The 20,166-nt window shown below is 66.6% G+C and carries 22 protein-coding genes; 10 read left to right on the forward strand and 12 right to left on the reverse strand.

The annotated features are described in order from the left end of the window. Positions 1-9 precede the first annotated feature (9 nt). Positions 10-240 (forward strand): hypothetical protein, encoded by a 231-nt coding sequence (locus BKA23_RS12470; protein WP_145228952.1) that lies wholly within the window; start codon positions 10-12, stop codon positions 238-240. A 214-nt stretch (positions 241-454) separates the two neighbouring features. Here the strand turns inward: BKA23_RS12470 and BKA23_RS12475 are convergent, their stop codons facing one another. The 4 genes from BKA23_RS12475 to BKA23_RS12490 all read right to left on the reverse strand — a co-directional run bounded on the left by BKA23_RS12475 (position 455) and on the right by BKA23_RS12490 (position 5,552). Then, positions 455-2,335, reverse strand: a complete 1,881-nt coding sequence (locus tag BKA23_RS12475; RefSeq protein ID WP_246104641.1) for an HNH endonuclease signature motif containing protein — start codon at positions 2,333-2,335, stop codon at positions 455-457. 627 nt (positions 2,336-2,962) lie between these two features. Continuing rightward, a complete protein-coding gene (locus BKA23_RS12480; RefSeq protein ID WP_246104642.1) occupies positions 2,963-4,249 on the reverse strand; it encodes a low temperature requirement protein A in 1,287 nt (428 codons plus the stop codon). A 40-nt stretch (positions 4,250-4,289) separates the two neighbouring features. After that, a complete protein-coding gene (locus tag BKA23_RS12485; RefSeq protein WP_246104643.1) occupies positions 4,290-4,745 on the reverse strand; it encodes a cysteine dioxygenase in 456 nt (151 codons plus the stop codon). A 228-nt stretch (positions 4,746-4,973) separates the two neighbouring features. Next, a complete protein-coding gene (locus BKA23_RS12490) occupies positions 4,974-5,552 on the reverse strand; it encodes a nitroreductase family protein (protein ID WP_145228956.1) in 579 nt (192 codons plus the stop codon). Positions 5,553-5,699: 147 nt separating this feature from the next. Here BKA23_RS12490 and trxA point away from each other — a divergent pair, with 147 nt between their 5' ends. After that, on the forward strand, positions 5,700-6,080 hold the full coding sequence (gene trxA / locus BKA23_RS12495; protein WP_145228958.1) for a thioredoxin: 381 nt from the start codon (positions 5,700-5,702) through the stop codon (positions 6,078-6,080). A 133-nt stretch (positions 6,081-6,213) separates the two neighbouring features. Beyond that, positions 6,214-6,828: an acetate uptake transporter gene (locus BKA23_RS12500; RefSeq protein WP_145228960.1), complete on the forward strand. Its 615-nt coding sequence runs from the start codon at positions 6,214-6,216 to the stop codon at positions 6,826-6,828. A gap of 179 nt (positions 6,829-7,007) precedes the next feature. Here the strand turns inward: BKA23_RS12500 and BKA23_RS12505 are convergent, their stop codons facing one another. The 5 genes from BKA23_RS12505 to BKA23_RS12525 are packed head-to-tail and all read right to left on the reverse strand — an operon-like array spanning position 7,008 to position 12,193. Continuing rightward, positions 7,008-7,619 (reverse strand): class I SAM-dependent methyltransferase, encoded by a 612-nt coding sequence (locus tag BKA23_RS12505; RefSeq protein ID WP_246104644.1) that lies wholly within the window; start codon positions 7,617-7,619, stop codon positions 7,008-7,010. Next, the gene (locus BKA23_RS12510) at positions 7,616-8,689 is read right to left on the reverse strand and encodes a prenyltransferase/squalene oxidase repeat-containing protein (RefSeq protein ID WP_145228962.1); all 1,074 of its coding nucleotides are present in this window, start codon (positions 8,687-8,689) and stop codon (positions 7,616-7,618) included. The genes BKA23_RS12505 and BKA23_RS12510 overlap by 4 nt, the downstream gene beginning before the upstream one ends. Next, complete coding sequence (locus tag BKA23_RS12515; protein WP_145228964.1) at positions 8,686-9,411, reverse strand: class I SAM-dependent methyltransferase; 726 nt, start codon at positions 9,409-9,411, stop codon at positions 8,686-8,688. Before BKA23_RS12515 ends, BKA23_RS12510 begins: the two co-directional genes overlap by 4 nt. 38 nt (positions 9,412-9,449) lie before the next feature. Beyond that, a complete protein-coding gene (locus BKA23_RS12520) occupies positions 9,450-10,688 on the reverse strand; it encodes a glycosyltransferase family 4 protein (RefSeq protein ID WP_145228966.1) in 1,239 nt (412 codons plus the stop codon). Continuing rightward, complete coding sequence (locus BKA23_RS12525) at positions 10,685-12,193, reverse strand: flavin-containing monooxygenase (RefSeq protein ID WP_145228968.1); 1,509 nt, start codon at positions 12,191-12,193, stop codon at positions 10,685-10,687. The genes BKA23_RS12520 and BKA23_RS12525 overlap by 4 nt, the downstream gene beginning before the upstream one ends. 161 nt (positions 12,194-12,354) lie before the next feature. On the opposite strand from BKA23_RS12525, the gene BKA23_RS12530 reads away from it, so the two are divergent. Beyond that, positions 12,355-13,617, forward strand: a complete 1,263-nt coding sequence (locus BKA23_RS12530) for a geranylgeranyl reductase family protein (protein WP_211841711.1) — start codon at positions 12,355-12,357, stop codon at positions 13,615-13,617. Here the strand turns inward: BKA23_RS12530 and BKA23_RS17845 are convergent. Further along, on the reverse strand, positions 13,592-14,353 hold the full coding sequence (locus BKA23_RS17845) for a DUF4190 domain-containing protein (RefSeq protein WP_211841712.1): 762 nt from the start codon (positions 14,351-14,353) through the stop codon (positions 13,592-13,594). The two genes, BKA23_RS12530 and BKA23_RS17845, sit on opposite strands and share 26 nt — an antisense overlap. Before the next feature lie 122 nt (positions 14,354-14,475). Here BKA23_RS17845 and dhaK point away from each other — a divergent pair, with 122 nt between their 5' ends. Genes dhaK through dhaM form a run of 3 tightly spaced genes read left to right on the forward strand, consistent with a single transcriptional unit; the run spans position 14,476 to position 16,543 of the window. Further along, positions 14,476-15,471 (forward strand): dihydroxyacetone kinase subunit DhaK, encoded by a 996-nt coding sequence (gene dhaK, locus BKA23_RS12540; protein ID WP_145228970.1) that lies wholly within the window; start codon positions 14,476-14,478, stop codon positions 15,469-15,471. After that, the gene (gene dhaL / locus BKA23_RS12545; RefSeq protein WP_145228972.1) at positions 15,471-16,124 is read left to right on the forward strand and encodes a dihydroxyacetone kinase subunit DhaL; all 654 of its coding nucleotides are present in this window, start codon (positions 15,471-15,473) and stop codon (positions 16,122-16,124) included. Before dhaK ends, dhaL begins: the two co-directional genes overlap by 1 nt. Beyond that, positions 16,121-16,543: a dihydroxyacetone kinase phosphoryl donor subunit DhaM gene (gene dhaM, locus BKA23_RS12550; RefSeq protein ID WP_145228974.1), complete on the forward strand. Its 423-nt coding sequence runs from the start codon at positions 16,121-16,123 to the stop codon at positions 16,541-16,543. The genes dhaL and dhaM overlap by 4 nt, the downstream gene beginning before the upstream one ends. 78 nt (positions 16,544-16,621) lie before the next feature. Here dhaM and BKA23_RS12555 read toward each other — a convergent pair whose 3' ends face one another. After that, the gene (locus tag BKA23_RS12555; protein WP_145228976.1) at positions 16,622-18,001 is read right to left on the reverse strand and encodes a glucose-6-phosphate dehydrogenase; all 1,380 of its coding nucleotides are present in this window, start codon (positions 17,999-18,001) and stop codon (positions 16,622-16,624) included. A 247-nt stretch (positions 18,002-18,248) separates the two neighbouring features. On the opposite strand from BKA23_RS12555, the gene BKA23_RS18020 reads away from it, so the two are divergent. After that, positions 18,249-18,587 carry a hypothetical protein gene (locus BKA23_RS18020; RefSeq protein WP_246104645.1) on the forward strand — a complete coding sequence of 113 codons (339 nt, stop codon included), beginning with the start codon at positions 18,249-18,251 and terminating at the stop codon, positions 18,585-18,587. 54 nt (positions 18,588-18,641) lie between these two features. Continuing rightward, entirely contained in the window at positions 18,642-18,779 is a 138-nt protein-coding gene (locus tag BKA23_RS18145) for a rhodanese-like domain-containing protein (protein ID WP_342783619.1), read from the forward strand. Between the two features lie 37 nt (positions 18,780-18,816). Here the strand turns inward: BKA23_RS18145 and BKA23_RS12565 are convergent, their stop codons facing one another. Next, a complete protein-coding gene (locus tag BKA23_RS12565; RefSeq protein WP_145228978.1) occupies positions 18,817-19,302 on the reverse strand; it encodes an OsmC family protein in 486 nt (161 codons plus the stop codon). A 72-nt stretch (positions 19,303-19,374) separates the two neighbouring features. On the opposite strand from BKA23_RS12565, the gene BKA23_RS12570 reads away from it, so the two are divergent. Beyond that, complete coding sequence (locus BKA23_RS12570; RefSeq protein ID WP_145228980.1) at positions 19,375-20,151, forward strand: alpha/beta fold hydrolase; 777 nt, start codon at positions 19,375-19,377, stop codon at positions 20,149-20,151. Positions 20,152-20,166: the final 15 nt, after the last annotated feature.

The raw sequence follows: 20,166 nt of genomic DNA on the forward strand, positions 1-20,166 counted from the left end.
TTGCTTCCCATGACGACACATCGAGGCTGGTCGCAGCTCAGTCCGGCAACGCGACGGGCCATCAAGGTAACGGCAGCAGTCGAAGGCGCCGTCAAGGTTGTTGCGCTCGTCGACCTTGCGCGACGTCCCGCATCTCAGGTGCGTGGCAGCAAGCCGGTATGGGCGGGCGCGATCATCGTGCTCAACTCGGCCGGCCTCGTGCCTCTCGCCTATCTGGTGCGCGGACGTCGACGGAAGTAGTTACTGCGCTCGCGGCAGATCACCATCCGATGAGCCGCCATCGACTCTTGCCATCTTTATCTCCCTAGCCACCGTCGAGAGGTGAACGCGGACGCTTTCGGAGATCGGCTTCGTTCGCGGTTCAGCCGGCTGGTCGTCTCGCGCGGAGTTGGTGACCAGTCCCATAAGGTCAGGTATACAGACGAGCCGGCCGGCTGCACGCATCAGCTGTGGTTCAGTCGGCGGGTCGGGTGAGGTATTCGCGTCCGCCAGGACTGGTCCAGGTGCACACACCCTTGGTGGTCATGGTGACCTGCCACCGGGTTTGGTGCTTGACCCGGTGGTGGTGCCGGCACAGGCACTGCAGGTTCGCCGGTGTGGTCGCACCACCCGGCCAGGGGGTGACGTGGTCGGCGTCGCAGTAGGTGGCGGGTTGGGTGCAGCCGGGGAACCGGCAGTGCTGGTCCCGGTCTTTGACGAATCGGGCGATGCCGGCGGTGGGGCGGTATTTGGTGGAGGTTGCTTGGACCAGGACACCGGTGGTCGCGTCCAGGAGTGTGCGTGCCAGGGACACTCCCAGCGTGCTGGTCAACGCGTGGACGTGGGAGGGCAGGATCGTGCCGACGCCCGGCACGATGACCGGACCCACCCCCGCTATTGCCGGCGCTGACGCCGACGGCATGACGTGCCGTGATGGTGCGACCAGGTTGGCCGTGTTGGGCACAGTGACCAGGTCGGTCGGGGCACCAATGTCGGGGTAGTCACCGAAGTGCGGGTCGGCGGTGAAGACGCCTTCCAGTGGCGGGTCAGGTAACGACTCGACCAGGTGTGCCAGGGCGGTGTCCCAGTCGATTTCATGGTCAGGATCATCATCGAAGACGTCGTCCGGTGGTTCCGGCGACATTCCATGGGTCCACCCGTCCTGGTCGTCGGGTGGTGGCGGGTCGTTCTCGCAGCGGTGAACCTGGGTCCAGCCCATGGTGTGCGGGTCGGGGAACAACCGGTCACACAATGCCGCGACCCGTGCCCGGGCAGTATCCGAACCATCACCGACCACAGCACCACCGACCACAGCACCACCGGTGACAGTGCCAGCGACACCGGCTGCGGCGGATGCCGACCCTGTGGCAGTGGCGCATGCCGCGGCAGCATCAAAAGCGGTCGCCGCACCAGTTCCGGTGGTGGTTGCGGTGGTGTCGCCGACAGAGGCCGCGGAGGTGGTGTCGGCCGGGAATACCCCGGTCATGACGGGGACCTGGAAAGTGAGGTGGGTGTCGATGTGGACGTTCTGCAACACCAGATCCACCAACGCATCGACCCGGCATTGCGGCAAACTGATCACCTCGACCGCGTCGTGGTGTAGTTGCCGGGCCAGTTGCTCGACTGCGGACATGATCCGCGCTGCTTGGGCTGAGTCCAGCACGACCTTGATCTCACTCAACCCCGGCACATGACTAGCGCGACAGGACACTCCAACCTCACGCTCCCTCGTCTTCGTACCGGAGGTTTCTGCTGCGGTCGGGTCGAGGTCGGCCAGGATCCTCGGGACCCGCCTGGCAATCTGCGTGGTGGTCAACCCACCAATGCCCTGGTCTAAGAGTGCTGATTCGACTGCTGCCGCCACGTCCGTGGGTGCGGACCCCAACCCGGCGGTGACCTTGTGCATCTTCTCCGCCGCTAACCGGCCAGCCCCGACTTCCCGCAACAGTCTCGGTGTCAGCGTGACCGCGTCCAAGGCTTGGTCCAGGCGGGTATCGGCTTGGCGTGGACCCCACGCCAGCAGGGCCCCGATCTCGGAAGAGACCCACTCGTTGGTCCACCCCAACTGGTGCCGCACCCACGACGTCACCGGCGGACCCTCGGTCTCACCGGACAGGTCGGTGACGTCTTCAATCGAAGCGACCTGCGCCATCCGCACCACCCGGGCACCATCCACCGAATTCGCCACCCGCTGCACGGCCTCGACCTGCGCCAAGAGTTCGTCCCGGGTCAACCCGGGAGCATCACCGCAGATCACCTCGAACGCCCGCACCATCAACACACCCGCCGCTTCCAACAACTCCGCACTGGAGGCAGACTCCACCACCGACTCGGCCAGCAGTGGTGTGATCGACATACCTCATCGTACATACGTTCGAGAAAATGATCAAGGGTTCCGCCCCCGAAGTTCATCTTTCAAGGCATGGAGGGCACTCGACACCCGGTCGCAGACACCATTAGGTCACTCGATATGTCGGCGACCAATTGAAATCGCCGCTCAGCATCAGGTCATACGTGACAGTACAACGCCCTGTTAGTACCGAACGCCACGCGCCTGAGCGATCGGCCCGCCGATACGAGACTGCATCTGGTGGTCACACCTTCGACCCGGGCCGATCGACGGCCAATAACAGTGGATCGATCAGGTGCACTCCGATCCCGGAAGACATCGGTGACACTCGACCCCGATCGCTGGGCGGCCCGGCGACCCCCGGTCGCTGGGCAGCGCCCGGTCTCAGAACATCAGTGGCCGGTCAGAGTCAGCGGGGACAGGAGCGATTCCTAGCCTCCCGCATATCGATTTCAAACGCCGCAAGGCGCGACCTGACCCTGCCGACGGAAGTCCGAGGGCAGACGACTGACCCGACTCGACCGGTTCGCACCGCACACCCGGACGCACCGAATGTCACCGATGTCCTGATACAGCGCGAACCACTCCAGCACTCACACCGAATGGCCCGTCCTGCCCATCAGCTCGATGCAGCTAGTCATTCCCCTCCAGTGCGGCGAACATCACCTTCTGATGGTTGTGCCCGACGGTCTCGGCCCCGACCACCGACACGAATGGCGCAACCGTGATCACCAGCAGACACACGGCCGTCGGCACGCCCGCCGCCGCCAGCACCACCGCCAGCGCGAGCACCGCGCCCGTCAGCGCGATCAGCAGGACGTGCACCTTGTCGGCGTACGAGAACAACAGCGTGTGCAATCCATAGACGAGGAGCAAAAACCCGCCCACCGGTATGGCGATGGACAGCACGACGGCCACCCGGTGCAGCGCGGATTCGTGTTCCAGATAGAGCCCGGCCACATGCAGTCCGGCGCCGGTCGCAGCGATGGCGACGAACACCAGGATGTGGCCGTAACCGAACAGATACCCACGTCGCGGGCGCAACTCCAGCAACTCCCCGAACGGCGTCGCGAAATACACCCACCACATCCCGAAGGTCAGCCCCACGCCGCACACCACCACGGCGACCGCATTCCACGTCCAGTGTGTGCCGTTGTCACCGCCGAGCAGCCCCTGCGACGACGCAATCGTGCCGACGACTCCCTCGCCCAGCGTGATGATCGCGAACAATCCGTAACGCTCGGCAATGTGGTGCGGATGCCACGGAGTGCCGTCGGCATGCCCCTGAGCGAACACCGGCAGCAGTAGTTCGAGCGCGCCGAGCACAACCGCGCCGATGAACGCGGTGACCAGCCCAATGTGCAGCAGTGCCAACACGACCCAGCCGATCTGCAACAACAGCACCCATCGGATATTCGCCATACAGACCGTTCTGTATGCCGGGGACTGTCGTGCCGCGCGCCACCACTGCCCGCTCATGGCAACCCGCATCACCACATAGCCCAGGACGATCGCGCGCATGTCCAGGTGACCGCCCTGCTCGATCGAGTGAAACATCGACGGCAGTCCCAGAGCGAAGACGACCACGCCGATCATCTGGCCCATGGTGAAGATCCGGTAGACCCAGTCGTCGGTGTCGAAGGCGGAGGCGAACCAGGTGAAGTTGATCCAGGCGACACTGATCGCGAACATCGCCAGGCCGAAGCCGAGCAGTGCTCCACCGACGTGGCCCTCGGACAGCAACTCGGCGAATTTGTCGGCTGCGGTGCCGACCGCGACGACGAAGGTGAGGTCGAACAACAACTCCAGGGGTGTCGAAACGCGCCCCTCTTCCTTGGGATCGCGTCCGGTCATCCGAACGACGGCGTGTGCCAGCCCGCTGCGGCTGGCGGCTTCGGCAGGTGTCTGGTGCGGCGCCATGCCGAGGATGATGTCAGGCGCGGCGCGATCGTGCGCGTGGTCAGTCGACCGCGACCGGCACCGGCTTGTTGTCGACCCACTCGTAGGGCGTCATCTCGGTCAGGCCCGGCGAGTAGGCATGCACACTGACAGCCATGTCATCGCCAAGGTTGGTCATCGTGTGCAGGTGGCCCGATCCGAATGAGCGCTCGTCGCCCGCACACAGATCGTGTTCGGTGATCGATCCGCCGCGCCATATCTCCTCGCCGAGGACTCCCTCGACGACGACGAACGCGCCGCTGGCGTCACCGTGGTCGTGCCATCCAGTGCTTGCACCAGCCGGCCAACTCATCAGCAGCACCTCAAGGTGCGGAGTGTCGGACAAAATCAACCGCTGACGTTCGCCGGCCGTGCGGTCGATGCGCGATGCCAGGTCAGGATCCGAGGCGAAAAGCCTTGCCACCCGGACCAACTGGTCCTTGGTGAAGTGCCGAACCCCCGGCGATGTTGTAGTCATTGAAGTCTCCGATGAATGGTGGATGCCGACGAGCGGCGGAGTCTGTGTGGGCGGAACCGGTGGGGTTCAGTAGCGACACAGATGCCACATGGCCGTGCGCCGGTTGAGGCGCATCGGTCGCGTTGTGGCGTACGAAGACATAACTGCAGTGCAACATGCATCCGGTGTGATGTTCAAACGCATTTGCTGTGGTCTTGATATACGAGATATACGTCTCGTCATTCGGTCCTAGAGAACGAGCTCGCCGGCCGGACGACGCTGGCGCGGACGTTGCTCCTTGGCTTCGATCGCCGGGTCGACGCCATGGCGCTCCGTTTCGGGCCACCACCGGCCGATCGCAATGCCGGCCACCGGCTGCAGGTGGTCTGGTACGCGCGCGGTCGCGGCGAGTGCCGCGTGGTCGAATCCGGCGAACTGGTGCACGTCCAACCCGAGCGATGCGGCCTGGACCGTCAGATGCGCCACCGCCTGGCCGAGGTCGTATGCCGTGTAGTCGTAGGTCCGCAGCTCGCCCTTCGGATCATCCGGCAACGCGGCGACCTGGCGCAGCCCGATCAGGATCGCGCTGGCAGCCGGCGCCCACGCGAGATTGCCCCGCGTCAGTGTCTCGACGATCAACGCATGCGTCGCATCGCCCCGGAGGCCCACGAGGAATCGCCACGGCTGGGTGTTGCCCCACGACGGCGACCAACGCGCTGCCTCGAGCAACGACATGAGCTCCGGCCGTGTCAGCGAGTGCTCGGGGTCGAAGACCGATGGCGAACGGCGTTGCTCCAGCAGCGGATCCAGGGCCGGCACGTCACTCATGGGACCCGACGCTACGGCGTGATGATCGACGGCAGCCACTCTGCGAGTCACGAGCGGAAGGATTGTCAGGCGCCATACGTTGATGGGAATGAAACGCCATGTATGACGCTGCGCCGTCGACCCGGCGCCACCGACCAAGGAGCACCTGTGGCAACCAAGACCCTCACGACCGACACGTTCACCGCCGAGGTGACGAGCGAGGACATCGTGCTCGTCGACTTCTGGGCGGACTGGTGCGGGCCGTGCAAGATGTTCGCCCCGGTCTTCGAAGCGGCCTCGGAGAAGCACCCCGACATCGTCTTCGCCAAGGTCGACACCGACGCCGAGCCCGCGCTCGGCCAAGCCCTCAACATCAGCTCGATCCCGACGCTCATGGCCTTCCGCGAGCACATCCTGGTCTTCGCCCAGCCGGGGGCGATGCCGGCGCATCAGCTGAACGACCTGATCCAGCAGATTCGTGACCTGCCGATGGACGAGATCCGCGCCAAGCTCGCCGAGCAACCAGACGCCGGGCAATCGCAGTCCTGACCTGGTCAGCACGGTTCGATCCGCGCTGCGTCGGCGCGCCCGAATGACAGGTAACCGAAAGGTCCCATGATCCCGGCCCAGGCGGGAGTAATGTGACCTGAGCCACACTACAACTGTCGTAGGAGGTTCACTCATGTCCTCGCCCGCCGTGCGCCGCATCCCAGGCGCCCACATCGCAGATCCGGGGCCGCTCGGCCTCGCCGCCTTCGCGCTGACCACCTTCGTGCTCAGCTGCGTCAACGCCAACATCGTGTCCGGAGCCGCCGAGAGTGCCGTGTTTGGCCTTGCGCTGGCCTACGGCGGAATCGCCCAATTCGTCGCCGGTCTTTTCGAATTCGCCAAGGGCAACACCTTCGGAGCCACGGCGTTCTGCTCGTACGGCGCCTTCTGGGTCGCGTTCTGGTATCTCACCGGTCACACCAGCCCGGCACCGAGCGGCAAAGGAGTCGGGTTGTTCCTGCTCGGCTTCGGCATCTTCACGCTTTACATGACGGTCGCCACATTGCGCATCAACGGGGCACTTCTGGCGGTCTTCGCGTTGCTGACGATCACGTTCTTCCTGTTGGCCTTCGGCGCCATGAACGGCTCGACCGGCCTGTCCAAGACCGGCGGCTGGTTCGGTCTCGCGACGGCGATCGTTGCGTGGTACACCTCGTTCGCGGGTGTGCTCGCGTCCACCTTCGGCAAGCCGGTGCTGCCGGTCTTCCCGCTCGCCGGTCCGACCGATCCGACCGACGAGCTCACCTGACCCGACCCGATCCCCACCACTCGAAAGCCCAATGACAACGGTGTCATTGGGCTTTCGTCATCATCGGAGGCGTTCGTCATCGTGGCGGCCTCGCCGTACTCGGCGGGTCGCTGCCCAATACTCGAAGCGCGGGCGGTTATCGCGGCCACCAGGTCGAATATCGCGTGGCCCGGCAACTGTCAGCTGATCCGCCGCAGTACCCTCAGCGACCCGCACCGGTCCATCTGCTCGAAACCGTCGCTCAGCGCTGCCTGCACGACATGCCAGGGTGCCTGACCTCCGTCGGCCGGGTCCGGGAAGACATCGTGTACCAGCAGGAGACCACCGATACGCACGTATGGCGCAAAGGCCCGGTAGTCGTGTTGCGCGGTCTGTTCGGTGTGATTGCCATCGAGGAACAACAGCTCGATCGGCGAATTCCACCAGCGCGCAACGACTTCCGTAGTTGCAACGACGGCAGAGCAGACGTCCGCCAGTGAATCCAGCACCGGCCGGAAGTGCGGCAATGTGTCGAGCCGACCCGAGCGTTCGTCGACGAGCGACGTGTCGTGCCACTCCCAGCCGGGCTGATTCTCCTCGGAGCCGTGGTGGTGGTCGACCGTGACCAGCGCCGCACCGACGATGCGCGCAGCATCCCCGAGCAACAGCGTCGACTTGCCGCAGTAGGTGCCTATCTCCAACCACGTGCCGGCCGCCGCCCCCAGCGCAGCCTCGTGCAAGGCCCCGCCCTCGTCGACCGGCATGAAACCGGTGACGGATTCGACTGCAGCAGCTAGTGATTCAGAGATCAACTCGCCGCCCCGTCGTCAGCGACGGTCGACGAACCAAGCTCGCCACCGCACCAGCCCGCGTCGCGCCACAGCGCGGCGCCGCCGGTCGTCTGTGTGACTGCATCCGCCGCCAGCAGCACGGCGGCGGCCGTCCACGTGGTCTGCTCCGGCGGCCACAAAACCGAGTCGTCCAGGTTGCGGCCGGTCCAGAAACCACCGGTCTGTGGGTCTTGCAACCTCTGCAGATCCGACAGCACCGCGAGCGCGGCATCCTGATCACCCACCGCGTCGAGCGCTGCGACCAGCTCTGCGGATTCGGCCGAAGTGACCCACGGTGAGTCGTTCACGCAGCGCACGCCGTGACCGGGCCGGACGAAGTCGTCCCACGACTCCGCCAGTCGGTCGGTCGCGGCAGCTCCGCGCACGGCTCCTGCAAGCACCGGGTAATACCAGTCCATCGAGAACCGCGAACGGTCGGCGAACGCGGTCGGCCGCTCGCGCAGCGCCTCGGCGAGCCGGTTGCCGGCCCAGCGCCACCGCGGCCGATCATGGCCGAGGGTCGCCGCGACGAAACAGGCGCACTCGATCGACTGCAGAGCACTCGAACTGCCCGTCAGCAGAGCGAAATCGGCGATCCGGCCGTCCTGGTCGACGGCCCAGCCGAGCTCACCGCCAGGCAGTTGGGCGCGGATGACGTAGTTGATCGCCGCCTCGACAGTCGGCCACATCCGCGCGAGCGCGTCGACCCGCCCGGTGACCAGATGGAAGTGCCACACCCCGACGGCGATGTACGCGCACTGGTTGGTGTCGGAGTTGGCGTCCTCGATCTCGTTGCCGCGCAACACCATCGGCCAGGATCCGTCGCGGCGTTGCGTCGCCGCCGACCATTCGAAGGCTCGCCAGGCCGCGGCATGCTGACCAGCCGCAGTCAGCCCCATCGCCGCCTCGACGTGATCCCACGGGTCGATGTGGCTTCCGTCGAACCACGGGATCGCCCCGTCGACGCGTTGCTGTCGCAGAATGAAATCCGTTGCAGCGCGAGCACTTTCGGCGCTCATGATCCCTGGCACCCGCAAGACAGGCCCCGTCATACGTTCGCCTCCGGCTTGCGCAGGTAGACCACGAAGCTCTTGCCGGCGACAGGGTTGAGCGCTGTCTCGGTGAAGCGGGTGGCGAAGGGCGCCTGCATCATGTCCCACACCAGCAGCCGGTGATATGCCCGCACAGCGGGATTGTCGTTGTTGTCAGTGCCGACAGCGCATTTCAGCCACCAGTATGGCGAGTGCAACGCGTGCGCATGATGCTGTTTGTACGGCTGCAGCCCCGCGCGCGAAAGCTTGGCGACGAGTTCGGAGGCGCGATAGATCCGGATGTGCCCGCCCTCGACCTCGTGATAGGCGTCGGACAACTGCCAACAGATCCGCTCCGGCCAGCGGCGCGGCACCGAGACTGCCACCAGACCACCCGGCTTGACGACACGAAAGATCTCGGCCATGACCGTGTCGTCCTCGTGGATGTGCTCGAGGATCTCCGAGGCGATGACCCGGTCGAACGTGGCGTCCTCGAACGGCATCGAGCGCGCATCACCGTGCAGCACCGACCCCGAGGCGCCGTCGGGCACTTCGCCTTCGAGCTCCATCGCGCCGAACATCCCCTTGATGTCGGCCAGATCGGATTCGTTCATGTCGAAGGCGGTCACGACGGCCCCGCGCCGCAGCGCCTCGAACGAGTGTCGCCCCTGGCCCGCCCCGACGTCGAGCAGGCTCATGCCCGGTTGCACCGGGAAGGCCCCGTCGAAATCCATCGTGATCATGCGGCGTACTCCTTGCTGTCATTCCGCGCCCTGATGGGCTAGTTGCGACTCAGCGCACCGGCAGCGCGGTCAGCGATGACGTCTGCGTAGATCTGCGCCGTGGCCTGCGCAACGGCCGTCCAACTGTATGTCGTCGCAGCCCGCTGCCGACCGGCTGCGCCCATCCGCGCACATTCCTGGTCGGACGCCAGCACCTCGGTGAGCGCATCCGCCAAGGCAGTCGCATCGCCGGGGGCCACCAGCCGTCCGACGCCTCCGGCGAGCAGATCGGGTAGCGCACCCACACGGGTCGCGACGACCGGAGTGGCGCATGCCATCGCCTCGACCGCCGGGATCGAGAAGCCTTCGTACAACGACGGGATCACCTGCACCTGCGCCGACCCGATCAACGCCGCGAGATCCTCGTCGCTCAGCCCGGAGCGGAACGAAACCCGGTCCAGGATTCCGGCCTCCGCCAGCCGTTTGTCGGTCTTTTCCGACGGACTGCCGACGACGACGAGTTCGGACCACGCGCAGCGGTCCAGTCGTGCGAGCGCGTCGATGAGCACCGACATACCTTTCAGGGGGACATCGGCACTGGTGATCGTCACCAGCCGGCCTGGCACGCGCGCCACCGTCGGCGGGCAGAACCGCTGCACGTCGACACCGACCGGCACGACGCGCACGCGCTGCCGCGGCACCCGGAAGTCCGCGGCAATGTCATGAGCGGACACCTCGGACACCGTCAGCACGTGCCTGCTGCTCCGGGCGACCCGCGCCTGCATCCGCACGAAGTCGTACCAGCGTCGCTTGGTCAGCCGGCCCCAGCCGGTGGCGGCCTCGAGCTCCAGTCGGCGGTCCTTGCTGATCGGGTGGTGGATCGTCGTGAGCAGCGGCATGCCGGCGCGTTCCAGCGCCAGGATGCCGGGAGCGAGCGTCTGGTTGTCGTGCAGGATGTCGAAGTCAGCGATCCGATCGCGCAGCAACCGGTGCAAGCGCATGCCGAACGTGCGCGGCTCGGGATATCCTGCGGTGCACATCGTTGCGAATTCCAAAACATCGACAGCAGAACGGAATTCGCGCAACCCCGGGCGACGGAAGGGGTCGGGTTCGCGATAGAGGTCGAGGCTCTCGACCTTCGTCATACGAACGCCGGGGTCGAGCACGGGGTACGGCGGCCCGCTGAAGACCTCTACCTGGTGACCGATCGCGACCAGCTCGCGCGACAGGTTGCGGACGTAGACGCCCTGTCCACCCGAATGCGGTTTCGAGCGGTATGACGCCAGCGCAACCCTCATCGACGGCTCAGCTGATCCTCGGCCGCAGCACGCACCTCACTTGCTCGCACAAAGGTCATGTCGTCGGTCACGTCGGCCCGCTTGGTGTCACGCCGATCGAGGACGTAGTTCTGCCGCAGGAACCAAGGCCGGCGGTCGCCCTGCTTGGGCAGCACCGAGACCGATCGCTGGATGTAACCGGACTTGAGGTCGAGCGCCGGGCTGCCCTTCATCGACGTCGACACGGTCGGGTACCCGTACGCGTAGCCCTGCTGCGTCAGGTGATTGACGAACATGCAGAAATAACGCGACGACAGGTCGGAGCGCAGTGTCCACGAGGCATTGGTGTAGCCGATGCAGACCGCTGCATTGGGCAGCCCCTCGAGCATCATGCCGCGGTAGATGAACCGCTCGCCCAGATCGACCGGCTCGCCGTTCATGCTGATCTGCGCACCCCCGGCCATCTGCACCTGCAGCCCGGTCGCGGTCACGATCACGTCGGCCTCCAGCAGCGTGCCTGACGACACCCGCACACCGTCCGGTTCCACGCCGGTGATGGTGTCGGTGACGATGTCGACATCGCCCGAGCGCAGCGCCTTGAACAGATCACCGTCGGGCACCACACACAGTCGCTGATCCCACGGCCCATAGCGCGGCGTGAAGTGCTCCATACCGATGTCGGTGCCCTTCAACTGCATCCGCACACCCTTGGTGAGCACCGACGCAGCAGCCTTGGGCATCCGCTGCGCGAATTGATACATGCCGAGCGAGGTGATGACATTCTTCCAGCGGATCACCTCGTAGGCGCGCTGCTCACCCAGCTTTGAGCGCAGGGTGTGCGCGAGGGAGTCCTTCGCCGGGAGGGACACGACATACGTGGGCGAACGCTGCAGCATCGTGACGTGCGCACCCTCGCGTGCCAGCGCAGGCACCAGTGTCATCGCGGTGGCGCCGGACCCGATGACGACGACGCGCTTGCCCTCGGCGTCGAAGTTCTCCGGCCAGAACTGCGGGTGGATCACCTGGCCGGTGAAGCTGTCAAGGCCGGGGAAGTCGGGGGTGAACCCCTTCTCGTAGTTGTAGTAGCCCGAGCACAGGTAGATGAAGTCCGACGTGACTTCAGCGGGACCGTCGGGCGTGGTGAGCGTCAGCGTCCACTGCGTGTCGGCCTCGGACCAGTCGGCGGCGGTCACCCGGGTGCGATAGGCGATGCGCTCGTCGATCCGGTACTTCGCGGCGGTGTCCTTGAGGTATTGCAGTATGTCGGCGCCGTCGGCGATCGACTTCTCACCAGTCCAGGGCTCGAAGGGAAAACCGAGGGTGTACATGTCCGAATCGGAGCGGATCCCGGGATAACGGAACAGATCCCAGGTGCCGCCGAGGCTTTCGCGGCCTTCGAGGATGACGTAGTCCTTGTCCGGGCTCATCGTCTGCAACCGGTACCCGGCGTTGATGCCGGACAGCCCGGCTCCGACGACGATGACGTCGTAATGGTCCTTGAGGGCGGTGACGCCGCGAGTGCTCACGTCCGATGACCTTCCTGCCGATTCGGGGTCCCGCGACCGAGAGCAGCGGCGGGCGCTGCCTAAGTTACTCGCCAGTTCGGTCTTTAGGGGGCCTCTGTCCAAGATCAGTCTGACCGCTCCGCGGCCATCGCACCGACCCGGGCTCGCTACGATCCACGGTCGTGGCGCAGGGCGAGATCGACGGCAGCGGGAGCTTCGCGCCCAGCGAGGAGTTCTCGGACGTTCTGTATGACGTGGCTGTCGTCGGCGCCGGTCCCGCGGGTTCGTCCGCCGCGCGGGTGGCCGCCGAGGCCGGAGCACGGGTGCTGCTGCTCGACCGGGCGCACTTCCCGCGCTACAAGACGTGCGGTGGCGGGCTCATCGGACCGACGCTGGGCGCCCTGCCGCCGGGCTTCGAGGTGCCGGTCGAGCAGGAGGTCCGCCGTGCGTCGTTCACGTTGCGCGGCGGGTCGTATGCCGAGCGCGATGCCGGCGAGCGGATCCTGTCGCTGGTCAATCGCGCGGATTTCGACGCGGCGCTGCTCGACGCCGCGAAGCACGCCGGGGCGGAGGTCCGCACCGGCGTCACGGTGCAGTCGGTCGACGAGCGCTGCGACGAGGTGCTGCTGCTGACCTCGGCGGGGCGGGTGCGCGCGCGGGCGGTGGTCGGTGCCGACGGGTCGGCCAGCCGGATCGGCCGCCATGTCGGCGTGCAACTGGCTCAGACCGACCTCGGGCTGGAGGTCGAACTCGCCCTCGACGAGCCGTCGCGGCGCGTCTGGGAAGGCCGGGTGCACCTCGACTGGGGTCCGACGCCGGGCTCCTATGCCTGGGTCTTCCCCAAGCAGGAGGTGCTCACGGTCGGGGTGATCCAGGCCAAGGGGGCACCGAACGAGACCAAGACCTATCTGACTGATTTCGTTGCGCAACAAGGACTTTCGCACTTGGTCGAGGTCCGGTCCTCCGGCCATCTGACGCGCTGCCGCCGACCGGACTCGCCGCTCGGAGCGGGCCGGGTGCTGGTCGCGGGTGACGCGGCCGGCCTGCTGGAACCATGGACCCGCGAGGGCATCTCGTATGCCGTGCGATCCGGGGCGCTCGCCGGTGCGGCAGCGGCGTCGTGCGGGACCGGATCGGGCTCGCCGCAGGAGGCGCTCGCGTCATACGTGCGCGGGGTGGAGACGGAACTAGGCGCGGAGATGCACGTGGGCGCCCTCGCGCTGCGGGTGTTCGAAAAGCACCCCCGTCTGCTGCACCTGCTGCTCACACGCACGCGCCTCGGTTGGCGGGCGTTCACCAGCATCACCAGTGGTGACGCCACGCTTGCCTCCATCGCCGGTCGTGGTCTGGCCGCGGCGATCCTGCGCCGGATGGCGCGCTGGCGACCGCGCCGCCCCGGAGAGCGGCGCGGTCGGCAGCTCAATGCCGGGTGGCCACCTCGATGACGATCACCACGATCGAGAACACGACGGCGAGCGCGCCGACGATGATTCCGGCGATCGCCAAACCTCGCCCCTGACCGGTCTGCTTCGACTTCGAGAGCCCGGCAAAGCCGAGACCGATGCCGACCAGCGCGCCGATACCACAGCAGAAGAATCCGGCGATGCTGCAGATCAGCGACGCGATGGCGAGGCCGTTCGTCTGTTTGGGCTGCGCATAACCGCCGAACGGCGGTCCGGGCTGGTAGCCGCCCTGCGGAACGCCGTAGTAGCCGGGCTGATTCGGCGGGCCGGGCTGACCGCCCGGGTTGGGACCGTAGGGGTTCTGCTGCTCGCCGTACTGCCCGCCCTGCTGTCCGTAGCCACCTTGCTGTCCATAGGGCCCCGACTGCTGTCCGTAGCCGGCCTGTTGCCCGTAGGGACCGGCCTGTTGGCCGTACTGGCCACCCTGTGAGTACGGGTCCGATTGCTGGCCATACGGATTGGGCTGTTTGTCCAGGTTGATCGCCGGGTTTGCGGTCGTCGGCTGGTCGGCAACTCCGACCTGCTCGCCGTACCGCGGTTGCCGGCTGTTGTCGAACTCGTCGCCCAGGCGGCCGAGGGGCAGGTCCTGGCCACCGGCGGGTGGCTGATTGCCGTAGGGACTCGCGCCATACTGCGGCTGACTGTTCGGGGTCGCATAGGGGTCGGCCGGCTGTTCTCCCGGACCGGTGCCCCACTGCGGATCTTGAGGACTCGACATGGCGCACATGCTACGGGCAGCGGCTCAAAGTCGATGCTTGAGATTTCGCCGGTGCCGACGGCTGTGCGCGGATATCGTGGGAGCAGGCCCTCCCCCACATTCGCCGGAAGACGAGGAATGCCATGAAAAAGCTCATCAACGACCCATCAGATGTGGTCACCGAAGCACTGACAGGTATGGCGCTGGCCGAACCCGGGTTGCGCGTCGATGCGGATCAGCGGGTGGTCTACCGGGCCGAGCCGAAGGACGCCGGAAAGGTCGCCTTGGTGTCCGGTGGGGGCAGTGGCCATGAGCCGATGCACGGCGGTTTCGTCGGTTTCGGGATGCTCGACGCCGCCTGCGCCGGTGAGGTCTTCACCTCGCCGGTCCCCGACCAGATCCTCGCCGCAACACGCGAGGTCGACCGTGGTGCGGGCGTGCTGCACATCGTGAAGAACTACACCGGCGACGTCATGAACTTCGAGATGGCCGCCGAACTCGCGGCAGCCGATGACGTGCAGGTGCAGACCGTCGTCACCGCCGACGACGTGGCCGTCGAGGACAGCACCTGGACAGCAGGGCGGCGCGGCGTGGGCGTGACCGTGCTGGTCGAGAAGATCGCCGGCGCAGCCGCGGAAGCCGGGCTGAGCCTGGACGAGGTCGCTGCTCTGGCGCGCCGGGTCAGCGAGGGTGGCCGGTCGATGGGCATGGCGTTGACCTCGTGCACCGTGCCGGCTGCAGGCAAACCCACCTTCGACCTGCCCGATGACGAGATGGAGATCGGCATCGGGATCCACGGCGAACCCGGTCGCCACCGCGTGCCGCTCGCCCCCGCGTCGCAGATCGCACCCATGTTGCTCGACCCGATCCTGGGCGACCTGGATTTCACCGGCGGTGAGGTGATCTGCTTTGTCAACGGCATGGGTGCCACCCCCGAACTCGAGCTGTACCTCATGTATGGCGAGATCGCGAAACTGTTGCAGGAAAAGGGGATCCGAGTGGCCCGCAGCCTCGTTGGGTCCTACATGACCTCACTCGACATGGCCGGCTGCTCGGTGACCCTGCTCCGCGCCGACGACGAACTGTTGCGCTGGTGGGACTCCCCGGTGCAGACCCCTGGGCTGCGGTGGGGTCGCTGATGCCGGCAACCGAATGGACCGTTCCCCTGCTGGTCGACTGGATCCGCACGTATGCCGATGACGTCGCCGCCGCGGCCGACGACCTGACCGCGCTCGACTCCGCCATCGGCGATGCCGACCACGGCTCCAACATGAAACGTGGCTTCGCCGCAGCCGTCACCGCGCTCGATGAGAAGCCCCCCGCCACCTGCGCGGACGTGCTCAAGACGACCGGCATGTCACTGGTGTCGCACGTCGGTGGTGCAAGCGGCCCGCTCTACGGCACCTTCTTCCTGCGGCTCGGAGCCGCGGCGGGCACCGAAACCACCGTCGACGCAACGACATTCGGTGCGGGTCTGCACGCCGCCCTCGACGGAGTGCGCGCCCGCGGCAAGGCCGAGGTCGGTGACAAGACGCTCATCGACGCTCTGACCCCCGCCGTCGAGGCGTATGACGCAGCACTGGCCAAGGCCGCGGATCCATCCGACGACGCGCTGGTCGATGCGATTGCCGAAGCCACGAAAGCCGCTGCGATTGGGCGGGATTCGACGACTCCGTTGCAGGCTCGACGCGGTCGGGCCAGCTATCTCGGCGAGCGCAGCGTCGGTCACCAGGATCCGGGCGCGACGTCGATGGCGTTGCTGTTCGCGGCGGCCGAGCAGGTGACGCGATGACTGTCGGCATCGTCGTGGTCTCCCACAGCCGCGCCCTCGCCGACGCCGCCGTGGCGCTCGCGGGCGAGATGGTGCCGAGCGGGTCGGTGCCGGTCCGGGTGGCGGCCGGCTCCAGCGACATGACCTTCGGCACCGACGCCACCGAGATCCAGCGAGCACTGGTCAGCGCCGACTCAGCCTCCGGCGGCGACGGCGTGGTGGTGCTGATGGACCTCGGCAGCGCGATCCTGTCGACCGAGATGGCGCTCGAACTCGTGCCCGACGACGTGCGTTCGCGCGTGCGGGTGGCCTCCGCACCCTTGGTCGAGGGCCTCGTCGTCGCCATGATCACCGCATCGATCGGGTCGGCGCGCGAGCGGGTCGCCGCCGATGCCCGCAACGCGCTGCAACCGAAGATCACCCAGCTCGACGAGAGCTGAGCTCGCCGAGCTGGGTGGATCGTGTGCCGGGTCGTGCTACGCCGGTTGAATGCCGAAAAGACGCTCGGCTCCGCCTGATCAGCTGGCCGGTAGCCAACCGTCGGGGCCATCGGATCCAGCGGGATACTCCTCCATCGGCACCCGGTTTGCCTTCCACGCCTTGAGCACGGGTTCCATGATGCGCCAACAGGATTCGGCCGCGTCGCCGCGAACGCACAGCATCGGGTTGCCGTCGAGCAGGTACCTCAGGACTTCGCCATACGGCAGCATCAGGCCATCGGCGAGTTCGGCGCGCAACACCTTGCGCTCGAGGTCCATCGGGTCACCTTCGGCGTTCATCGTGAGCACGAGCGAGACGGCGCCCGGCTTCAGATCGATGATCAGCTGATCGGGCAGGCCCGCGGTCTTGAAGCCGGTCGGGAGGTGCGGCACGTCGCGGAAGTGCGCGACGATCTGCTTGCGCGGCTCGCCCATGGCCTTGCCGCTGCGCAGGATGAACGGCACGCCACTCCACCGGTTGTTGTCGATCTCGACGGTGATCTCGGCGAGGGTCTCCGTCATCCGCGACGGGTCGACGCCCTGCTCCTTGACGTATGCCGGGATCTTGCGCGACCCGATCTGACCGGCGGTGTAGCGCGCCCGCCGCGAGGATCGCTTGGGGGAATTGCCCCACAGCCGCGTGGCACGCAACACCTGCGCCTTCTGATCCTGCAACTCGTTGGCCGAGACCTCGGCGATGGACTCCATCGCAAAGACCGAGAGCACCTGCAACAGGTGGGACTGCAGCATGTCCTTCAGTGCACCGTTGGTGTCGTAGTAGCCCGCGCGGCCTTCGAGGGCGAGATCCTCGTCGTAGATGATCTCGACGCGCTCGATGTGCTCGGAGTTCCAGATCGGCTGCAGGATCCGGTTGGCGAACCGCAAACCGATCAGGTTGAGCACGGTCGAGACCCCGAGGAAGTGGTCGACGCGGAAGATGTGGTCCTCGGGGACCAGTTTGTGCAGTCGCCGGTTGAAGGAGTGCGCGGTCTTTTCGTCCGTGCCGAACGGCTTTTCGAGTGCCAGACGAGTCGGGTTCGGCAGGTCGATCGCCTCGAGGACGGTGCACACCTGCATCGTGATGGCCGGCGGCAGCGCGAAGTAGATCACCAGCGGGCCTGAGCACGACTCGATCAGCGAACGCAGTTCGTCCTCGTCGAGCACGTTGGTCTGCTGGTATCGCGTCTTGCTCATCACCGACTTTGCGGTGCGAGCCGGCACCGGCACGGTCGAGAAGGAGTCCTTGACCAGCGCCTTCCACTCCTCCGAGGACTTCGCCATACGGTCGGCGCCGACGATCTGCACCTTGCGCTGCGGTTCGCATTTCAGCAGGCTCCCGATCCCGGGAAGCAGCAAACGGTGCGTGAGGTCTCCCCCAGCACCGAGGATCAGCAGGGTCACCGGCGCGTCGTCGCTCATGCCTTGAGCATGGCACGGCAAGTCTGGGTGTTCGAAGGATGGACATGCCACTTGCCTGCGACATCATCCCAGCAGTAACTTCACGTTATGCAATACATCACTCGACGTGACGTGATGCCGTCGGCCCGATCGGCCGGCAACGGGTGTCCGCGGGCCTGACCTGCCGCACCCGTCGGCGAGGTCGGGCCGCCTCCGCTGCCACCACGGCAGCTTCACCCACCGACATCTCACGCTCGAGGACCGACCAATGACCATCACCGACCACCGCACGACCGAATCACCCGCCACCGACCGGTCACGCGGCGCATCTTCGCTCGATGAATTGACCTGGCAATCATCGCTGTTCGCCGCTCCGCACCGGCAGAGTGCGATCGTGACGGAGGCACCGTCCTACGACGGCATCGACGCTCAACTGGATGACGCGCGAAGCCGGTTGCGGCGCATCAGCGCGAGGGCGGCCTACCAGGAAGTGCTCTGGGGTCGGTCGGTGCTGGTGGACATCCGGCCGGCCGCGCAGCGCGCCACCGAAGGCGCGGTCTCCGCCGCACTCACGCCTCTGGTGATCGAACGCAATGTGCTCGAATAGCGCCTCGACCCCCGGCAGACGGCATCCCTGCCGATCGCGGGATTCGATCTGCGCATCGTCGTGCTCTGCCAGGAGGGCTACACCTCGTCACTGGCCGCTGATGCACTGCAACGGCTCGGGATGCATCGCGCGACCGACGTCATCGGCGGCTTCGCGGCGTGGCGCGACGCGGGGCTGCCTGTCGCCGGCTGAGCACCGGATCGCCCGACCCGCCCAGCGTTGGGCTGCGTCATCCGACAGTGATGTGCGCGACGTGCCGGTCGTCGATGCGAAAGTCGGCGTCGATCACAACCTCCGAGCGCAGCGAGTTGGCGATGTAGCACTGCTCGTGCGCCAAATGGACCAGGCGATCCAGTCGATCGAGCCGGCTGCCGGGCGCGAGGACGATCGTCGGACGCAGCTCGATCCGGGTCACCGACATCGCCCCTTTGGCCTCGGGCATCGACCCGACGGCCGAGTCGCGGTAGTCGAGCACATCGAGCCTGGCGCGCGACGCAACTGCGAGAAACGACAGCAACTGGCAGCTCGCTGCCGCCATCACCAGGAGTTGCTCGGGGTTGAGGCGTGCCGGGTCGCCGCGGAAGTGCGGGTCTGCCGACACCTGGACGGGGTCGAGTTCCGCTGGAAACACCTGATGCTCGCGGGAGTATGCGTCATACCCGACGGAGGTCGTGCCGGACCAGGCGAGACCCACGTCATACCGATGCACCGACATAGCCCCGAGAGTAGGCGTCGGGGCATTACGCTCGCCACGTCACGACGCAGCCACGAAGCTCGGAGGATTCGGATGGCTCGATTCGAGGTGCACGACGCAACGCTCGACTACACCGAGACCGGTGCCGGGCGTGCGGTCTTCGAGTTGCACGGCCTGACATCCAGCCGCGCGAACTCGGCGACGACCGGAATGTCGTTCTCGAGCGCGCTCGCACCCGACCGTCGTGCCATCGCGTATGACGCTCGCGGCCATGGCCGATCGACCGGTCGCGCAGTCCCGGAGGACTATCGCTGGGACCGTCTGGCCGACGACCTGCTGACACTGATGGACGCATTGTCGCCGTCGGAGACGGTCGATGCAGTGGGCGCCTCGATGGGCGTCGGCACGATCCTCAACGCCGTGACGCGGCGGCCCGACCGATTCGGGCGCCTGGTGCTGGTGATTCCACCGACCGCCTGGGAACTGCGGGCGGCCCAGTCGCTGGTGTATGCCGACAGCGCCGACTTCATCGAGCAGCAGGGTCTGCGTCGCTTTGTCGCAGCCTCGCGCCTCCTGCCGCCACCGCCCGCTCTGGGTGACCTACGATCGATGCCCCAGCCGGACGTGCCCGAGGACCTGTTGCCGTCGTTGTTCCGAGGCGCCGGTATGTCGGATCTGCCTGCGCCGGAGGCGGTTTCGCAGATCGAGCAGCCGGTGCTGATTCTGGCGTGGGTGGACGATCCAGGCCATCCGATGCAGGTGGCGGAACTGTTGTTCGACCTGCTGCCCGACGTCGAACTCAATGTGGCGCGCACTCCGGACGACCTTCGGGCGTGGCCGCAGATGGCCGCGGACCACCTCGCGGACTGAGGTCGGCAGAAAGGC

Origin of the sequence: Rudaeicoccus suwonensis (assembly GCF_007829035.1) — a bacterium.
In the GTDB taxonomy this organism is placed as follows: domain Bacteria; phylum Actinomycetota; class Actinomycetes; order Actinomycetales; family Dermatophilaceae; genus Rudaeicoccus; species Rudaeicoccus suwonensis.

Coding starts and splice junctions, on each gene's coding strand:
- BKA23_RS12470 (WP_145228952.1), top strand. CDS start 10: ATGACGACACATCGAGGCTGGTCGCAGCTCAGTCCGGCAACGCGACGG.
- BKA23_RS12475 (WP_246104641.1), bottom strand. CDS start 2,335: ATGTCGATCACACCACTGCTGGCCGAGTCGGTGGTGGAGTCTGCCTCC.
- BKA23_RS12480 (WP_246104642.1), bottom strand. CDS start 4,249: ATGGCGCCGCACCAGACACCTGCCGAAGCCGCCAGCCGCAGCGGGCTG.
- BKA23_RS12485 (WP_246104643.1), bottom strand. CDS start 4,745: ATGACTACAACATCGCCGGGGGTTCGGCACTTCACCAAGGACCAGTTG.
- BKA23_RS12490 (WP_145228956.1), bottom strand. CDS start 5,552: ATGAGTGACGTGCCGGCCCTGGATCCGCTGCTGGAGCAACGCCGTTCG.
- BKA23_RS12500 (WP_145228960.1), top strand. CDS start 6,214: ATGTCCTCGCCCGCCGTGCGCCGCATCCCAGGCGCCCACATCGCAGAT.
- BKA23_RS12510 (WP_145228962.1), bottom strand. CDS start 8,689: ATGACGGGGCCTGTCTTGCGGGTGCCAGGGATCATGAGCGCCGAAAGT.
- BKA23_RS12515 (WP_145228964.1), bottom strand. CDS start 9,411: ATGATCACGATGGATTTCGACGGGGCCTTCCCGGTGCAACCGGGCATG.
- BKA23_RS12520 (WP_145228966.1), bottom strand. CDS start 10,688: ATGAGGGTTGCGCTGGCGTCATACCGCTCGAAACCGCATTCGGGTGGA.
- BKA23_RS17845 (WP_211841712.1), bottom strand. CDS start 14,353: ATGTCGAGTCCTCAAGATCCGCAGTGGGGCACCGGTCCGGGAGAACAG.
- dhaK (WP_145228970.1), top strand. CDS start 14,476: ATGAAAAAGCTCATCAACGACCCATCAGATGTGGTCACCGAAGCACTG.
- dhaL (WP_145228972.1), top strand. CDS start 15,471: ATGCCGGCAACCGAATGGACCGTTCCCCTGCTGGTCGACTGGATCCGC.
- dhaM (WP_145228974.1), top strand. CDS start 16,121: ATGACTGTCGGCATCGTCGTGGTCTCCCACAGCCGCGCCCTCGCCGAC.
- BKA23_RS12555 (WP_145228976.1), bottom strand. CDS start 18,001: ATGAGCGACGACGCGCCGGTGACCCTGCTGATCCTCGGTGCTGGGGGA.
- BKA23_RS18020 (WP_246104645.1), top strand. CDS start 18,249: ATGACCATCACCGACCACCGCACGACCGAATCACCCGCCACCGACCGG.
- BKA23_RS12565 (WP_145228978.1), bottom strand. CDS start 19,302: ATGTCGGTGCATCGGTATGACGTGGGTCTCGCCTGGTCCGGCACGACC.
- BKA23_RS12570 (WP_145228980.1), top strand. CDS start 19,375: ATGGCTCGATTCGAGGTGCACGACGCAACGCTCGACTACACCGAGACC.